Origin of the sequence: Desulfovibrio piger (assembly GCF_951793255.1) — a bacterium.
Classification (GTDB): domain Bacteria; phylum Desulfobacterota; class Desulfovibrionia; order Desulfovibrionales; family Desulfovibrionaceae; genus Desulfovibrio.
Window position 1 is genome coordinate 499,956 of the sequence record NZ_OX636706.1, and the last position, 15,045, is coordinate 515,000.

16 protein-coding genes and 2 rRNA genes (1 of these 18 cut by a window edge) are annotated in these 15,045 nt (G+C 63.0%); 9 read left to right on the forward strand and 9 right to left on the reverse strand.

Annotated features, from left to right (window positions below; genetic code table 11):
• Positions 1–22: 22 nt before the first annotated feature.
• The 6 genes from Q4I12_RS02515 to Q4I12_RS02540 all read right to left on the reverse strand — a co-directional run bounded on the left by Q4I12_RS02515 (position 23) and on the right by Q4I12_RS02540 (position 5,089).
• Complete coding sequence (locus Q4I12_RS02515; RefSeq protein WP_302260433.1) at positions 23–961, reverse strand: hypothetical protein; 939 nt, start codon at positions 959–961, stop codon at positions 23–25.
• 38 nt (positions 962–999) lie between these two features.
• The gene (locus Q4I12_RS02520; RefSeq protein WP_302260435.1) at positions 1,000–1,638 is read right to left on the reverse strand and encodes an HAD family hydrolase; all 639 of its coding nucleotides are present in this window, start codon (positions 1,636–1,638) and stop codon (positions 1,000–1,002) included.
• A gap of 180 nt (positions 1,639–1,818) precedes the next feature.
• Entirely contained in the window at positions 1,819–2,424 is a 606-nt protein-coding gene (locus Q4I12_RS02525; protein WP_297137584.1) for an acyltransferase, read from the reverse strand.
• A complete protein-coding gene (locus Q4I12_RS02530) occupies positions 2,425–3,195 on the reverse strand; it encodes a 3-deoxy-manno-octulosonate cytidylyltransferase (protein WP_302260436.1) in 771 nt (256 codons plus the stop codon). It lies immediately after the preceding gene.
• Positions 3,196–3,362: 167 nt separating this feature from the next.
• Positions 3,363–4,277: an NAD-dependent epimerase/dehydratase family protein gene (locus Q4I12_RS02535; protein WP_302260437.1), complete on the reverse strand. Its 915-nt coding sequence runs from the start codon at positions 4,275–4,277 to the stop codon at positions 3,363–3,365.
• A 23-nt stretch (positions 4,278–4,300) separates the two neighbouring features.
• The gene (locus tag Q4I12_RS02540) at positions 4,301–5,089 is read right to left on the reverse strand and encodes an HpcH/HpaI aldolase family protein (RefSeq protein ID WP_289616201.1); all 789 of its coding nucleotides are present in this window, start codon (positions 5,087–5,089) and stop codon (positions 4,301–4,303) included.
• 361 nt (positions 5,090–5,450) lie between these two features.
• Here Q4I12_RS02540 and Q4I12_RS02545 point away from each other — a divergent pair, with 361 nt between their 5' ends.
• The 7 genes from Q4I12_RS02545 to Q4I12_RS02575 all read left to right on the forward strand — a co-directional run bounded on the left by Q4I12_RS02545 (position 5,451) and on the right by Q4I12_RS02575 (position 10,746).
• Positions 5,451–5,765 (forward strand): hypothetical protein, encoded by a 315-nt coding sequence (locus tag Q4I12_RS02545; RefSeq protein WP_289616200.1) that lies wholly within the window; start codon positions 5,451–5,453, stop codon positions 5,763–5,765.
• An 80-nt stretch (positions 5,766–5,845) separates the two neighbouring features.
• Positions 5,846–6,868 carry an alpha-hydroxy-acid oxidizing protein gene (locus Q4I12_RS02550; RefSeq protein ID WP_006009040.1) on the forward strand — a complete coding sequence of 341 codons (1,023 nt, stop codon included), beginning with the start codon at positions 5,846–5,848 and terminating at the stop codon, positions 6,866–6,868.
• A 127-nt stretch (positions 6,869–6,995) separates the two neighbouring features.
• Positions 6,996–7,826, forward strand: a complete 831-nt coding sequence (locus tag Q4I12_RS02555; RefSeq protein ID WP_204625339.1) for a nitroreductase family protein — start codon at positions 6,996–6,998, stop codon at positions 7,824–7,826.
• Positions 7,827–8,050: 224 nt separating this feature from the next.
• Positions 8,051–8,374: an ArsR/SmtB family transcription factor gene (locus Q4I12_RS02560; RefSeq protein ID WP_168935170.1), complete on the forward strand. Its 324-nt coding sequence runs from the start codon at positions 8,051–8,053 to the stop codon at positions 8,372–8,374.
• 66 nt (positions 8,375–8,440) lie between these two features.
• Complete coding sequence (locus Q4I12_RS02565) at positions 8,441–9,514, forward strand: permease (protein ID WP_302260441.1); 1,074 nt, start codon at positions 8,441–8,443, stop codon at positions 9,512–9,514.
• A 172-nt stretch (positions 9,515–9,686) separates the two neighbouring features.
• Positions 9,687–9,920, forward strand: coding sequence for a thioredoxin family protein (locus tag Q4I12_RS02570; protein ID WP_006009027.1), 234 nt, complete (start codon positions 9,687–9,689; stop codon positions 9,918–9,920).
• A gap of 412 nt (positions 9,921–10,332) precedes the next feature.
• The gene (locus tag Q4I12_RS02575) at positions 10,333–10,746 is read left to right on the forward strand and encodes a lysozyme inhibitor LprI family protein (RefSeq protein WP_300706175.1); all 414 of its coding nucleotides are present in this window, start codon (positions 10,333–10,335) and stop codon (positions 10,744–10,746) included.
• Positions 10,747–11,168: 422 nt separating this feature from the next.
• Here Q4I12_RS02575 and Q4I12_RS02580 read toward each other — a convergent pair whose 3' ends face one another.
• On the reverse strand, positions 11,169–12,092 hold the full coding sequence (locus Q4I12_RS02580; protein ID WP_168935173.1) for a diaminopimelate dehydrogenase: 924 nt from the start codon (positions 12,090–12,092) through the stop codon (positions 11,169–11,171).
• 401 nt (positions 12,093–12,493) lie between these two features.
• On the opposite strand from Q4I12_RS02580, the gene Q4I12_RS02585 reads away from it, so the two are divergent.
• Positions 12,494–12,754 carry a BTB/POZ domain-containing protein KCTD2 gene (locus Q4I12_RS02585; RefSeq protein WP_204625335.1) on the forward strand — a complete coding sequence of 87 codons (261 nt, stop codon included), beginning with the start codon at positions 12,494–12,496 and terminating at the stop codon, positions 12,752–12,754.
• 64 nt (positions 12,755–12,818) lie between these two features.
• Complete coding sequence (locus Q4I12_RS02590) at positions 12,819–13,358, forward strand: helix-turn-helix domain-containing protein (RefSeq protein WP_302260443.1); 540 nt, start codon at positions 12,819–12,821, stop codon at positions 13,356–13,358.
• A gap of 688 nt (positions 13,359–14,046) precedes the next feature.
• Here the strand turns inward: Q4I12_RS02590 and rrf are convergent.
• Positions 14,047–14,161, reverse strand: a 5S ribosomal RNA gene (gene rrf / locus Q4I12_RS02595).
• Positions 14,162–14,205: 44 nt separating this feature from the next.
• Positions 14,206–15,045, reverse strand: a 23S ribosomal RNA gene (locus Q4I12_RS02600); it runs 2,093 nt beyond the window's last position.

Sequence of the window (15,045 nt, forward strand, 5' to 3'; positions counted from 1 at the left end):
TCCTTGGGGGCGTCGTCAGCATCTACCGGGATGCGGCATCCCGCCTGTTATGGGCTTCCACGAACGCATTATAGGCTTCCTGGGCTTCCTGCAGCACCAGATTGAGCTGGCGGCGCGTCGCATTGCTGAACGCATCCTCCTGTCCCTGGGCCACGGTGCGGGGGAAGAGATCGGCCTTGTCCAGAAAAGCCTGCCAGAGACGCCGCTCTTCTTCCGTCATGCCCCGGGTGTGGCTACGGGCCACGGCCAGGGCCTCTTCCATCTCCTTGCGCCAGCCCGCCACGGCCACGGTGTCGGGATTGCCCTCGCGCAGCAGGATGCCGCCCAGCAGGAAGCGGCTGAACAGGAAGCGGGCCGAGCTGATGGCTTCTTTCAGCGGATTGCCCTGAAGCAGCACGTCCTCGGCCTGGCGGCTGCGGTCACGCACCAGCACCAGCAGGGCATCACGGGCCCTGGAAAACTCGGCATGCGCGTCCTGCAGGCGACGCAGCAGCTTCTTGCCCTGCGCGCCGTCGTCCACGATGCTGTCGTCCAGGGCGTACTTGCGGAACGCCGTGCCCAGCTTTTCCATGCTGGTCAGCGTCCGCCGCATGGTGGCCATCAGATCCCGCAAACGGGCGGCATCGGCCTCGCCCCACACGGATCTTTCCACAGCGGGCCTGTCGTCCAGCTCCGCAGGGCGCTGCGGCTCCTTGCCCAGCAGCCAGGTACGCATATAGTCCTCGGCCTGCCGCAGCAGATGACCGGCATGGATGCCCGCCACATCGGCCCAGCGCCAGACGGCATTACCGGCATCCAGCACCCTGGCGGCCGCGGCCGCTTCCTCTGCCGGGGCCGGAGCCTCCGGCGCCTGCAGACCGGCGGCGGCCTTCGCCACCACGGCGGACGCGGTCTCCTTGTCCAGCGCCGCTTTGGGGACGCTCTCTTCCTGACAGGCACTCAGGCCGAAAGCCAGTGCCATGAGGCACACCAGCCACAGAAAACGAACGGGACGCCGCATCATTCCACATGCTCCGCGATCCAGGCATCGAGCCCGGTCAGATCAGGCCCCCTGGGGAAATCCCCGCCCCTGAGATCAGGCCCGGTGCCGTAGAACAGGGTGCCCACCTCTTCGGCGGCATTGCGGTCCGTGGAGGCGTCGCCCACCATGAGCACCTCGTCAGGCAGGACGCAGGCCTTGTCCACGATCATGGCCAGCAGCTTGGCCTTGGACGGCGGCGAGCCGTAGATGCCCGTAAAGCAGCTGTCCAGGCCGCGTTCCTTGAGGATGAAGTTCAGTTCTTCGTGCGGTGCGCCGGAGCAGACATAGAGCGGCAGTTTGCCCTGCCAGTGTTCCAGCACCCGGGCGATGCCGGGGATGAGCTCGCAGCGGCGCACTTCGTCCAGGGCGTATTCGGCAAAGCGCCTGCCCCACTCCTCGGACTCGGCGGGCGTGATCTCCCTGTCCAGGATCTCGCGGAAGAACCATTCGAATTTTTTGTAACGGCTCACGCCGCCGTGCACGGTATGGTACATGACGAAGCGGTCGCGGGCCTCCTCGCCGTAGGGCTCGGCCAGACGGGCAAAGGCGCGCGTCTTGACCGGCACGCTGTCGAGGATCACGCCGTCACAGTCGAAAACAAGACATTTCAGGGCCATGCAGACTCCTTGTTCGCGCCGCCGGGGACGACGCCGTACAGGAAGGATACGGGGACAGGCCCGCGCCCCGCCGCCAAAGCGGGCGAGCCTTGCGGGCCGGAGCCGGAAGACGGCACACACCGCCTGCCGGTCAGGAAAAATACCGGGGATGCGGGGACGCCGGGCACTCCCGCCCCGGGGCTACCGGCGTTCCGGGCATCCGCTGCGGTCGCGGTGACCGATGGGACGTGCCGGGACACCGCCCACGATGGTGAAGGGAGCCACATCACGGGTGACCACGGCGCCCGCGCCCACCACAGCGCCCCGGCCGATATGCACGTCGGGCGTGATGACGCAGTTGGCCCCGATCCAGACATCGTCCCCGATGACGATCTCGCCCGGATGGTGCCCCTGTTGCAGGATGGGCACATCATGCCGGGAAAAACAGTGGTTGGCGGCCCGCAGCACCGTGCCGGGGCCCACGGCCACATGCCTGCCCATGACGATGCGCCCGCCGTCGGCCGCCACATGGGCATAGGGCGAGATGGACACGCGGTCGCCCAGGACAAGTTCGCCGTCCCCGGCCGTGATGATGCAGCCCCGCCCCAGACGGACGGCATCGCCCAGCCGCATGTGGCGACAGCCCACGAAGCTCAGGCCCGTGCCGAAGCGTACCGAACCGCAGCCGGCAAAGAGCCAGCGCCAGGCCAGCCAGCGCAGGGCCAGGCCCAGCGGCGTGGGTATCCAGGCGAAACAGGCTATCCAGAGCTCTTCCCAGGCAGCCCGGAGGCGGGACGGCAGATCCATCTACTTCGCGTACTCCCGCATGAGGGCATCCCCTTCCATGAGCCGCGTCACGCGGGCCAGGTCTTCAGGGGTATCCACGCTCCAGGTGCGGGCATCGGTGGGCACCATGCGGACTTTTTCCCCATGTTCGAGGATGCGCATCATGTCCACGGACTCGCAGATCTCCAGCGGGCTTTCCTCCATCTCGTTGAAGCGGATCAGGTAGTCACGGCGGAAGGGGATGATGCAGACCTGCTTGCGCATGGGCACCTTGTCGGCCCCCTTTTTGCGGGAGGGGATGGGCTCGCGCGAGAAGTAAAGGGCATCGCTGTTGCGGTCCACCACGACCTTCACCTCATTGGGGTCCTCGAACTCTTCCAGGGTGTCCATGTCGGCCATCAGGTTGACCACATTGATGGAAGGATCCTTGAGCATGGGTTCCACAGCGGCGTCGATCATGCCGGGCAGCACCATGGGCTCGTCCCCCTGCACCATGACCACGATGTCCGCCTTCCGGCCCGTGGCCGCCTCGATCTTGAGCAGGGCCTCGGCCGTGCGGGTGGAACAGCGCACATGATGGTCGCCGGTCATGACGCACGCAAGGCCCGCCTCCTTGCAGTAGTCTTCGATGACCGTGTCACAGGTGGCCACATAGGTGGCGGAAAGGCAGCGGCTCATGGCCGTGCGGAAGGCCACATGGCCCACCATGGGCACACCGTGGATCAGGGCCAGAGGTTTGCCGGGAAAGCGGCTGGAGCCCATGCGGGCGGGGATGATGGCGATGATGTTCATAACTTCTCCCTGGGCAGGGACTGCCCGGCAAGGGGATGACGGGAAGACGGGCGCGGCCCCCGGCGGACGTTTCATGACCGGGACGGGCCTGGCGCCGCATGGGAAAAGCCCGGAGCCGGGCACACGCCGGTGGCACCGGCAGGCAGGCCGCCGGAAAACGTGCGGCCTCAGTCGTCGGTGGATACCAGATAGCCGCCCTGGCTCTGCAATTCCGGGTGGATCTGGCGGTGTTCCTCTTCCATGACGCGCAGGATGCCCTGCCCCAGGTCGACGGTCAGCGGCGGCACCAGCTTGCGGCCCATCCGGGGCATGAAGGCATAGGGCGTCACCTGATAATGCCCGCTGTTGGGGTCGTTCTGGTATCTGATCTCCAGCTCCTTGCCCAGCATCTCGCCGATCATCCTGAACAGATCGGCCACGCGCATGGGCTGGTTGCCGGAGATGATGATGTTCTGGTTGGCGAACTCCGGCCCCAGGACATGGAGGGTGGCGGAGGAGGCATCGTCCACATGCATGTACTCGCGCAGGGCCGTGGGCGTCCCGTAATAGGTGATGCTGCCCGTGGTCAGGGCCTCGTGCACGAAGCGGTGGATGGCATTGCGCATGTCGGCACGGGGGCCGTACAGGGAACCGTAGCGCAGGATGGTATACGGCAGGCCGTACATGGCCTGGTAATTCTCGATGTAGATCTCGCAGGCCTGCTTGCTGCACCGGTAGAAGCCGCCGGACTTGCCGTAGACATAGAGCGAGCTGGCAAAGATGTAGCGCCCGGTACCGGCCCGACGGCAGGCCTCCAGGACCATGACGTTGCCCACCACGTTGAGGCGGGCCGTATCCACGGGGCGCTCGTTGGCTTCGCCGATGTCGGCGATGCCCGCGTAGTTGAAGACCACCTCGGCCCCTTCCACGGCGGCCTGCACGCAGTCCTCGTCCAGGATGCTGCCCACCACCACCTTCTGGTCGTCACGCAGCCAGGGAGAAGGACGCACGTCCACGATGGTCACGTCGTGCCCGGCATCGGAGAGCTTGTCACAGATATGCGATCCCAAAAAACCGGAACCGCCGAAAACAGTCACCTTCACGGCCTTCCTCCCGATGCCCTGCCCTACGCTCCGGCGGGCCGTGCGGCCGCCTGCCAGAGGAAGACCGAATCGATGCCGTAGGCGATGAAGCGGCAGCCCGCCGCCACCTGACGGCGCAACTCCTCGGGGTCGGGCTGCACCACATGCAGGCCCATGCGGGCATGATGCCGCCGGCAGGCCTCATGGATGCGGGCCATGACGGCCTTGAAATCAGGATGGTCGAACTGCCCCGTCAGGCCCATGGAGCCGGAAAGGTCATAGGGGCCCACCATGATGGCATCCAGACGCGGCTGGGAAAGGATGGCGTCCAGCTCTTCCACGGCGCGGATGTGCTCGATCTGGGCCACCAGGAAGATCCGGGGCGCCGTATCCCGCATGTAGGCATCGAAATCCCTGCCGAAGGCATTGGCCCGGCAAAAGCCCACGCCGCGGTTCTCGCGCAGGGGCTCTCCGTCCCGACGGCCGTCGTCGTGGCCGGGATACGTGGCCCAGCTGATGGCCTGGTCCAGCTGTTCCCGGCTCTCTATCATGGGAAAGATCAGGCCCTGTGCGCCCGCCTCCAGCGCGGCCTTGATGGCGGTCTTGGAAGCGATGGGCAAACGGGCAAAGGGCGCAGCCCCGCCGCACTGGATGGCACGGAAGATGTCGGGCAGGCCGGTGCGGCCGAAGGAACCATGCTCCATGTCCACCGCCACCCAGTCATAGCCGGCACGGGCCATCAGCTCCGCCACATCGGCGGAAGGCAGCTGCAGCCAGGTGCCGATGGTGGGTTCATCCTTTGCCAGTTTGGCGCGAATATCATGAATATCCATAGGAAACGGCTTGCCGCCGCCGGGCTTGGGTTATGCCGAAAGGCCCGGTCAGCATAGCGCGAGGCAGCACGGGGCGCAAGCAGGCCCCGAAGAAGGGAACGGCGGACGGATGGCATAAAAAAAACCCGCCCGGAACCGGGCGGGGGAGCGCCGGGCCATGAGGAGGAAGGGCCACGGCTGCGTGGTGCGCTCTAGAAGTATGCGTCGCCAGAGGTGAAAAATGCGGCACGGAGTCTGGCGGGCCGTGCCGCACTGGAGAAAATACTGTTTGACCAAACAAACAGCCACGCACGAAACGAGATTACGCAGAGCCTGCTCTGCCGTCAAGTGTTTGCTCCAAAATTCACGAAGATTTTTCTCCATGGATCTTGGAATGGGGCCATCCGTTGGGCTGGTTATTTTTTATGAAATTTTTTATGAAAAATCCATCTTTTTTTTGAGGAAAAAACAAATTCAAAAATGGCAATGCAATACGCTGGATTTGCATATTTTTTTGCCCAAATTCCCCGAATTTCCTGCAGGGGGCCCGAATTTATTTTTTCGCCAAACTTTTGTTGCTGTCGCAACTAGCACGGAAAATGGCCGCTGTACAGGAAAATATGGCAGGCCCCGCCATCATGTTATTTTTTTCACAACATATGTCATCCTCCAACGGATGACAAGTCCCCTGCCCTGACCTATACTGCCCATGCTGCGCTCCGTATCCGGGAGCGCCTGCTCCGAACACAACCATTCCTGTCATAAAGGAGTCATCCCATGAAAGAGATCAGAGCTGCCGCGCGCGAGCGCATGAAGGGTCACTGCCGCGTCTGCCCCGTTTGCGATGGCAAGGCCTGCTCCGGTGAAGTGCCCGGCATGGGCGGCCTGGGCACCGGTGCCAGCTTCCGCAACAACCGCGAAGCCCTCAATGCCTGCAAACTCAACATGACGGCCCTGCACGACGCCCGCGAGCCCCGCACCAACTGCACCATCCTGGGCATCGACCTGAGCTTCCCCGTCATGGCGGCCCCCATCGGCGGCGTCTCTTTCAACATGAGCGATGCCATGAGCGAAGACGACTACATCTTCGCCATCCTGGAAGGCAGCCGCGCCGCCGGTGTCATCGGCTGTACCGGTGACGGCGTGCCGCCCTTCATCATCGACGCCGCCGTCAAGGCCCTGAAGGCCTGCAACGGCCACGGCATCCCCTTCATCAAGCCCTGGGAAGGCAAGGAACTGTTCGAAAAGATCGACCGCGTGCTGGCCGACGGCAGCCCCATCCTGGGCGTGGACGTGGACGCCGCCGGTCTCATCACCCTGCGCAAGATGGGCCGCCCGGTCATGCCCATGTCCGTGACGGAACTGGAGACCGTGGTGCGCTATGTGCATGACATGGGCCGCAAGTTCATCGTCAAGGGCATCATGACCCCCGACGACGCCCATCGCGCCATCGACGCCGGCTGCGACGCCATCGTGGTCTCCAACCACGGCGGCCGCGTGCTGGACCACTGCCCCGGCACCGCCACCGTGCTGCCCGCCATCGCCGATGCCGTGCGCGGCAAGATCACCATCCTGGCCGACGGCGCCGTGCGTGACGGCGTGGACGTGCTCAAGATGCTGGCCCTGGGCGCCGACGCCGTGCTGGTGGGCCGCCCGCTCTGCATCGCGGCCATCGGCGGCGGTGTGGAAGGCGTGACCAAGTACTGGCAGCAGATGCAGGGCCAGCTGGTGCAGGCCATGTTGCTCACCGGCTGCGCTTCCCTGGCCGACGTGCGCGAGCACATCATCTATCGCGGCTAGTTTTCCGGCGAACCTGCGGGGAGGGGCGGCAGCCCCTCCCTTCTTTCTTTTGCCCCGGCGGGCCCCGGCACCGGCGGCCTCCCCTGCCTGCCCCTGCGGCAGGTTCTTTTTTTCAAAGGACATCATCATGCAGTTTTCCGTGGATACCGACCGCTGTGTCTCCTGCGGCCTGTGCCTTTCCGACTGTCTGCCCCGCGCGCTGGGCATGGACGAGGAAGGCCACCCCTACATCAAGGACGAACGCCTGTGCATGCACTGCCACCACTGCCTGGCCCTCTGCCCCACGGGCGCCATCAGCGTGGACGGACACAACCCTGACGCCTCCCGTCGCATCCTCAATGCCTGGCCCCAGCCCGAACAGCTGGAGAACCTCATCAAGGGCCGCCGCTCCGTGCGCCAGTACCGGCCGGAAAACGTGGACCCGGCCCTGCTGCAGCAGGTGCTGGACGTGAGCGCCCACGCCCCCACCGGCGTCAATGCCCGCAAGCTCTGGGTAGGCGTCATGGACGACATGGACCGCATGCAGGCCTTCCGTGAGGACGTCTATGCCCGCCTGGCGGACAAGGCCCTTCACAATGCCCTGCCCCAGTGCCGCCGCACGGCTTTCTTCGCCGCGGCACCGCGCCTGTGGAAGGAACAGGGCATCGACGGCATCTTCCGCGGCGCGCCCCACTTCGTTCTGGTGGGCAATGCCAAGGACGCTCCCTGCCAGGAGCAGGATCCGCTCATCTATCTTTCGTACATGGAGCTCTACGCCCAGAGCCTGGGGCTGGGCACCACCTGGTGCGGCCTGCTCTACTGGTGTCTGCAGCTCATGCTGCCCGAACTCCTGCCCGAACTGGGCCTGCCCGAGACCCACAGCTTCCAGTACGCCATGCTGCTGGGCGAGCCTGCCATCCGCTATGCGCGTACGGTGGAATACGGCCCGGCCACGGTGCACCGCATCCAGTGGAAGTAACGCTTTTTTCATCCCGCCGGGGCGGAGGAGGATGCCTCTCCGCCCGGTGATGACGGACGGCGGCATGCGGGCCTTCCCGCATGGCCGCCTTTTTTTGCGCCTTGCCGCCGGTCTGTTGGCGCCGGGCCCCCCGGCGGCGTTGACCTGGGCACGGCTTTCCTGCACCATCTTGACAGGAAGGCCTTTCAGGAATACTTTGCCAAATGACCAAATAAAGGGACAACATGCAGCACAACAAGGAATTCATCGAGGCACAGGCCCGGATCTTCAAAGCCCTGGGCCATCCCAGCCGTCTGCTGATGGTCGATGCCCTGCGCGACGGTGAAAAATGCGTCTGTGACCTGCAGGCCCTGGTGGGGGACGACATGTCCACCATCTCCAAGCATCTGGCTGTCCTGCGTGATGCCGGTGTGGTCACCCGGCGCAAGCAGGGCGTGAACATCTATTACAGCCTTGCCCTCTGCTGCCTGGACCAGTTCCTGGCCTGTACCGGCCAGCTGCTGGAAAAGCGCATCCTGAGCCAGATGGACATGCTGCGGAACAAATAGGCAGGCCCGCTGCGGCGGGATTTTTTTTACTCTCAAATTTGGCAATTTTGCCAATAAGGAATATTTATGGGCAAGAGCCCTTCCTCGCCGCGTCCTTTTTCCGCCCCGCGTTACGCCCTGACCCTGCTGGCCGTGCTGCTGGCCTGGACGGGCCTGTATGTATCCATCCAGCCGCTGGCCACCTGGCTGACCTTCGACCTGCTCTCCCTGACGCCCGGCGGGGCCCCGGGCCTGGCCCTGGAATTCTTCCTCTATGACAGCGCCAAGATCCTGCTCCTGCTGGTGCTGATGGTCTATTGCATCGGCTGGCTGCGGGCCGGGCTGCATGTGGAGCGGGTACGCGACTATCTTTCCGGCAAGGGCCGGGGCATCGGCTATCTGCTGGGGGCCACGTTCGGCGCCATCACGCCCTTCTGTTCCTGCTCCAGCATCCCGCTCTTCCTGGGCTTCACCATGGCCCGCATCCCGCTGGGCATCACCATGGCCTTCCTCATCACCTCGCCGCTCATCAACGAGATCGCCGTGGTCCTGCTCTGGGGCCTGCTGGGCTGGAAGTTCACCGTGGTCTATGTGGTCGTCGGCATGGCGGCCGGTATGCTGGGCGGCTGGCTGCTGGATCTGCTCCGCGCCGAACGCTGGTTGCAGCCCTTCCTGCGCGGCATGCTGGGGGTCTCCGGCCAGGCGGCGCGGGATGAACGCAACACCCGCCTGGGGCTGGAAGAACGGCACCGTTTCGCCTGGGACGAGATGACCGGCATCTTCCGCCGCGTCTGGCGCTGGGTCATTATCGGCGTGGGTCTGGGGGCGCTCCTGCACGGCTTTGTGCCGCAGGACTGGTTTGCCGCCCATCTGGGCCAGGGGCAGTGGTGGTCCGTCCCGGTGGCCGTCCTGGTGGGCATCCCCCTGTACAGCAATGTCACGGGCGTGGTGCCCATCATGGAGAGCCTGCTGCTCAAGGGCCTGCCCGTGGGCACCACCCTGGCCTTCTGCATGAGCACGGTGGCCGCCAGCCTGCCCGAGATGCTCATGCTCAAGCAGGTCATGCGCTGGCAGCTGCTGGCCCTTTTCCTGGGCCTGTTGCTGGTCATATTCACCCTGGTGGGCTGGCTGTTCAACAGCCTGCAGCTCACGCTGTTCTAACGTAAAGCGGACCCGTGCCTCATGCCGCACGGGCCTTTGCTCCGGCATCACAACGGTCACGGCAGGGGCAAAGCAGGGGGCGTACACGTCCTCCCCGCATCGTAGCGGAGGGCAGCCCCACCCATCCCGCCCTGCCGCTTCCTCTCAATATCCTGCCAAAGGAGGCAGCATCATGATCATCAAAGTCCTTGGTCCCGGTTGCTCCAAATGTGTCGAAGCGTACGAGATCGTCAGCAAGGCGGTGGCCGCTTCCGGCAGCGACGCCACGGTGGAAAAAATCACCGACCTGCGGGAGATCATGGCCTTGGGCGTGCTGGCCACCCCTGCGGTGGTCATCGATGGCGGCATCATGTGCACGGGGCGCGTCCCCAGTGCGGAAGAAGTCCGGGGCTGGCTCGGCGCCTAGCCTTTCGGCGGTCGCGCCATACCACGGGAAATGACGGTCGCGCAGTACCGGCGATGTCTGGTCTGCGCGACCTGTGCTGCAACCGTGCCAAGATACCGGGCCGGGTGGCGGATGCCCTTCCTGCCTTCAACCTGATCCCATGCCCGGCCCGCCTTTCTCTCCGTCCCCCCCGGACAGATCCCCGTCCTCACGTCTGGGGTCGGCAGTTACAAAAAGAGGACTTCCTTTCCCGCTCCCCGGCCTTGTGGAGCGCGCACGTCCCATGGCCCGCCCCGGCCATACCTCCCTTTCCTCCGTGCCCATAGCCCCCTCGCTTCCTGTCATCCCGGGCAGGGACAGCCAATGCCGCAGGAGCATTGCTCCGGCCGGAAAAGCCGTCTATACTGGCGGCAAACATCATGGGAGGTCATCCATGCCGAAACTGCGTCTTCTGCTTTGCTGTCTGGCCCTGCTCTTTCTGGCGGCCCCGGCCATGGCCGAAGAAGATGAGCTGGCCCCGGGCTTCGATCGCTGCATGGAACAGAGCGGCGGCGTCACCACAGAGATGCTGGGTTGTCTGCAGCAGGCCTACGAGTACTGGGACGCCCGGCTCAATGCCAATTACAAAAAGGCCCGGCAGGCCTGCAAAAGCTCCAGTGATCCCAAGGCCTGCTCGGACAAGCTACTCAAAGGCCAGCGGGCCTGGGTCCAGTACAAGGAAGCTTTCACCGATCTGGTGCAGCTGCCCAACGAAGGCGGCAGTATGGCCCGTCTGAATTCCATGAGCTTTTTGACCGGAGAGACCCGCAAACAAGCCCTGCTGCTGGGACAGATCGCCGGAGAATAGGCAGCCTCCGGGCCGTGAGGTCTGGAAAAATGCGTGTCTGTCCTGCCCAAGACCGGCACAGCCTGCGTCATAATCATGCCCTTGGAAGTCCGCTCCCGGCCCGATCCGGGCTGTCAGCGAACCCCTTGGGGATGCGCCCCGCTCCCGGCCCCGCCGGGTCCCTTCCGCAACTCTATTGTCCTCTCCTGTGCCTTTTCCCAGGGCCTCTGCCTGCGCGGAGGCCTTTTTCATATCTCCAGTATAGGGGCTCTTTTTCCTGATGCTGCTGTTCCCCCCCTCTGTTTTCAACACTCCCTCCCCCGCAACAGGGCGCGTCAGCCATCCAAAAAGCTTCCGCTGCCTCCGCCGCCTTGCCTGAAACAAAAAAATCCCCTGCCGCTCAAAAGCGACAGGGGACAAAGAGTCGAACCGCTTATGGCCCGTTAGACCATGCGGGAGATGATGTCCATGCGTTCACCGCGCAGCATGGCGATGGGCGGCACTTCGATGAGCGTATGGCAGCCGGCCTGCAGGCGGGTCGTGGCGCGAGCGCAGGAGACCAGCACCTGAGCGGTCAGGGCCGGGTTGTTGATGCGCATGTCGAACTTGAGGATCTGGTTGTCGGTCATGCCGGAGGCACCGGTGCGCTCCATGAGCACGCCGTGGGACTGGTCGGCCACGAAAGCCAGTTCTTCGCGGTCGCGGCACTGGCGCACGTCCAGCGGATCGTGGGCGAAGTAATCGTCGGCCTTGATGCGGGCCGTCACGTCAGCCAGATTTTCACCTTCTTCCAGCACCACATAGACCAGGCGCGAATGGCGACCGCCACCCACGGGGATGGTGATGGACACGGCATCGGCCACGCCCTTGATGGCGCGGGCAGCCACGGAATGGCCCATGGAACGGCCACGGCCAAAGTTGGTGAAGGTGGTGCCGCGGGGCACCATGGCTTCGAACAGGGCGCGCAGCACGGAGTCCGTGCCGGGGTCCCAGCCGGCGGCCGTGATGCTGACGCTGTTACCGGCCTTGGCGGCGGCATCCAGACGGGCCACGGTGGCGGGGATCTCGGTGTGGATGTCGAAGCTGTCCACACAATTGTAACCCTGCTTCAGAAAAGCTTCCGCCGTTTCCGGGATGCTGCGCGAAGGCCCGCACAGGGCGATGACGTCGGGGCGGCCCTGGGCAGCTTCCAGGCTGGCCAGATCGGCAAATTCGGGCAGGCCACGCAGGGCATGGCTCTGCGTGCCCAGGGATTCGGCACGGCGGATCACGCCGAGGCACTGGCAATCAGGGGCGGCAAGGGCCGCTTCCACCACACGGGTACCGATATTGCCGAGACTGTGGACGGCGAGAGTAAACTTTTTCATATGCATTCCTTTGGCAAAAAACCGGGAGCGGCCTCCTGGCCACTCGCAAGACATTCCTGACTTGGTCAGTAGGCCATTTTTTTAGATGTAAGTGCCGCCCGTCGTCAAGGGCATGCTGTCTCCCCGCTCTACAGGCAAAAAGAAAACCTCCGGCTCCCGAATGCCGCGCCCCCCAGGCGCTTCTTTTGCCGATCCCCTCTTTCCGCAAAGGCGAAAACTTACCGCACACATCGCGCAATATCTATTTCAACCTCCCGCAACCCTTGATTTTTCGAAAAGCAACCCAAAGTTGCCCGATTGCAACCGATAATGGGTTGCCTGCTGCGAGCAAGTATGATTAGGTAAAAATTCCCATTTGGGAATCAACCGACAGCACCGCTGTCCAACGCATCGAGGTATGTATGAAAAAACTTTGGCTCCTGCTGGCCTGCGCCCTGCTCCTGTCCACCACCTCCCTCGCGTCGGCTGCCTGCTCTCCTGAGGAAGCTCAGAAGAAAGCCAACGAATTCGCTGCCGCCGTCCAGAAAAAATCCCAGGCTGACCCCCAGGGCTACGCCAAGATCATGCAGGAACTGCAGCCCCAACTGCTGAAACTCCAGCAGGAACAGAATCTGGAAAATATGTGCAAGTTCTATGATGATGCGCTGGAAAAGCTGAAGTAGATCTTGCCTGCCGAAGAGGTGGCCTTGCGCCACCTCTTTTTTTCTCCTCTCCGCAATCTTTCCTATGAAAAACGCACGGATCCGACTTGGGCAGGAGATCCTGCGCCGACGCAAAGCCATGGGCATAACGCAGGAAGAACTGGCCTCCCGTATGGGTGTTTCGCGCCAGTCCGTTGCCAAATGGGAAACAGGCCTGTCGTCCCCGGACATCGACCGGCTTGCCCTGCTGCGGGACATGCTGCAGACGAGTCTTGATGAACTCATCGCTCCCGCAGGCCGGGAGCTCATTCCCGAACCTGTCCCTCCTGCGGAAGACAGCGTGCGCCCGGCACCTGCCGGGCCCGTGCGCAACCTCCGGCTCCTTCCCCTGATCCTGGGCACGCTGCTGTTCTGCTGCGGCCTGGGCGGGTTGGCGGCCCTGTGGGTACTCTCCCGCTTGCATCCTGTCCGTCTCGTGGACTGGGATGGCTCCTTGCATACAGGCCTGGAAGGGTACCTGATGACGACCGGCCTCTGGCCTGTCCTGCTGCTGGCCTGCATCCTGCTTGGCTGCGGCAGCCTTACGCTGCTTTATCTGTGGGGCACGCGCAGAAAAAACAGCTGACCCCGGCAGCGCTGTGCCAGCAGGGCTGTGCCTGTCCGTCATCCTGTGCGACGATGGCAACACACTGTGATGCATGCCTAGGAGCGCCAGCCTCATGCGCTCTCTGGTAGCGTCTTGAATGAAGGCTCTGCGAAACGCATGCCCCTGCATTCCCCCATGAGCAGAACCATCTGAAACGACAACGATACGCCGATCTCCGAGCTGCACTCCCCAAAACACATGGCAGATCTGCGAGGCGTACAGCCCCTAAAAAAGGGCAGGGAATCCTCAGCACAGGCGCCCAGCGCTCACGGCTCACATAGCGGAAAGCCTGCACCAGTTGGCAAGGCTGCCCCCGGGATAGCCTCTGCCTCGCCCCAGCTATTCCTTTTCGCTCCTTTCCGCCAACGCCTTCTGCCCTCAAAAGGCATAGATTTTCATGCTGCCCGGGTACAGAGCTTCGGAGATGGGAGCCGCCTGCTCTTCTTCACAGGCTCTTCCATTCTCGCACAGGCCCAGCGGCAAAAGTTTTTGGAAGGGAGGGGCGCGGGGAGGGAGAACCTTTTTCCAAAAAGGTTTCCCTCCCCCCACGCTGTTCTCTCTTCAAATCTCCAGACGCCTGCCGTCCCCGAAACAAAAAAATCCCCGGCGGAGCGGGGATAAAAAAAGACCCCCTCGCGCTGAGAGCTGCAAGGGGGTCTCGAACAATCTTTGGCAGCGGCCTACTTTCCCACATGACGTTATGCAGTATCATCGGCGATGGAGAGCTTAACTTCCGAGTTCGGAATGGGGTCGGGTGTACCCTCTCCTCTATGGCTACCAAAGAAATTTGGTAAATTTATTGAAATAGGGTGGAAGGATTTTTTCGAGAAACAAGACGCACGGGCTATTAGTACTGGTCAGCTCCACCCCTCACAGAGCTTCCACCTCCAGCCTATCAACGAGGTCGTCTACCTCGGCCCTTCAGGACTTGCGTCAGGGAGAACTTATCTTAAGGCAGGCTTCCCGCTTAGATGCTTTCAGCGGTTATCCCTTCCACACATAGCTACCCTGCTGTGCCGTTGGCACGACAACAGGTCCACCAGTGGTGTGTCCATCCCGGTCCTCTCGTACTAGGGACAGGCCCTTTCAATTCTCCTACGCCCACAGAAGATAGGGACCAAACTGTCTCACGACGTTTTAAACCCAGCTCGCGTACCACTTTAAACGGCGAACAGCCGTACCCTTGGGACCTGCTTCAGCCCCAGGATGTGATGAGCCGACATCGAGGTGCCAAACCGCATCGTCGATGTGAACTCTTGGATGCGATCAGCCTGTTATCCCCGGCGTACCTTTTATCCAATGAGCGATGACCCTTCCATTCGGGATCACCGGATCACTAACACCTACTTTCGTACCTGCTCGAGATGTCTCTCTTGCAGTCAAGCTCCCTTTTGCGTTTGCACTCGACGGCTGGTTTCCAATCAGCCTGAGGGAACCTTTGCATGCCTCCGTTACATTTTGGGAGGCGACCGCCCCAGTCAAACTACCCACCAGACACTGTCCTCCTACCGGATCACGGCAAGGAGTTAGGGACCTGAACAAACAAGGGTGGTATTTCAACGATGGCTCCCTCCATACTGGCGTACAGAGTTCACAGCCTCCCACCTATGCTACACATGCAGGCTCAAATCCCAATGTCAAGCTATAGTAAAGGTGCACAGGGTCT

Excerpts from the sequence above, each read along its gene's own strand:
- Q4I12_RS02555 (WP_204625339.1), top strand. The coding sequence starts at position 6,996 with ATGCAGTTTTCCGTGGATACCGACCGCTGTGTCTCCTGCGGCCTGTGC.
- Q4I12_RS02580 (WP_168935173.1), bottom strand. The coding sequence starts at position 12,092 with ATGAAAAAGTTTACTCTCGCCGTCCACAGTCTCGGCAATATCGGTACC.
- Q4I12_RS02565 (WP_302260441.1), top strand. The coding sequence starts at position 8,441 with ATGGGCAAGAGCCCTTCCTCGCCGCGTCCTTTTTCCGCCCCGCGTTAC.
- Q4I12_RS02575 (WP_300706175.1), top strand. The coding sequence starts at position 10,333 with ATGCCGAAACTGCGTCTTCTGCTTTGCTGTCTGGCCCTGCTCTTTCTG.
- Q4I12_RS02550 (WP_006009040.1), top strand. The coding sequence starts at position 5,846 with ATGAAAGAGATCAGAGCTGCCGCGCGCGAGCGCATGAAGGGTCACTGC.
- Q4I12_RS02570 (WP_006009027.1), top strand. The coding sequence starts at position 9,687 with ATGATCATCAAAGTCCTTGGTCCCGGTTGCTCCAAATGTGTCGAAGCG.
- Q4I12_RS02520 (WP_302260435.1), bottom strand. The coding sequence starts at position 1,638 with ATGGCCCTGAAATGTCTTGTTTTCGACTGTGACGGCGTGATCCTCGAC.
- Q4I12_RS02585 (WP_204625335.1), top strand. The coding sequence starts at position 12,494 with ATGAAAAAACTTTGGCTCCTGCTGGCCTGCGCCCTGCTCCTGTCCACC.
- Q4I12_RS02540 (WP_289616201.1), bottom strand. The coding sequence starts at position 5,089 with ATGGATATTCATGATATTCGCGCCAAACTGGCAAAGGATGAACCCACC.
- Q4I12_RS02545 (WP_289616200.1), top strand. The coding sequence starts at position 5,451 with ATGGATCTTGGAATGGGGCCATCCGTTGGGCTGGTTATTTTTTATGAA.
- Q4I12_RS02590 (WP_302260443.1), top strand. The coding sequence starts at position 12,819 with ATGAAAAACGCACGGATCCGACTTGGGCAGGAGATCCTGCGCCGACGC.
- Q4I12_RS02560 (WP_168935170.1), top strand. The coding sequence starts at position 8,051 with ATGCAGCACAACAAGGAATTCATCGAGGCACAGGCCCGGATCTTCAAA.
- Q4I12_RS02515 (WP_302260433.1), bottom strand. The coding sequence starts at position 961 with ATGGCACTGGCTTTCGGCCTGAGTGCCTGTCAGGAAGAGAGCGTCCCC.
- Q4I12_RS02525 (WP_297137584.1), bottom strand. The coding sequence starts at position 2,424 with ATGGATCTGCCGTCCCGCCTCCGGGCTGCCTGGGAAGAGCTCTGGATA.
- Q4I12_RS02530 (WP_302260436.1), bottom strand. The coding sequence starts at position 3,195 with ATGAACATCATCGCCATCATCCCCGCCCGCATGGGCTCCAGCCGCTTT.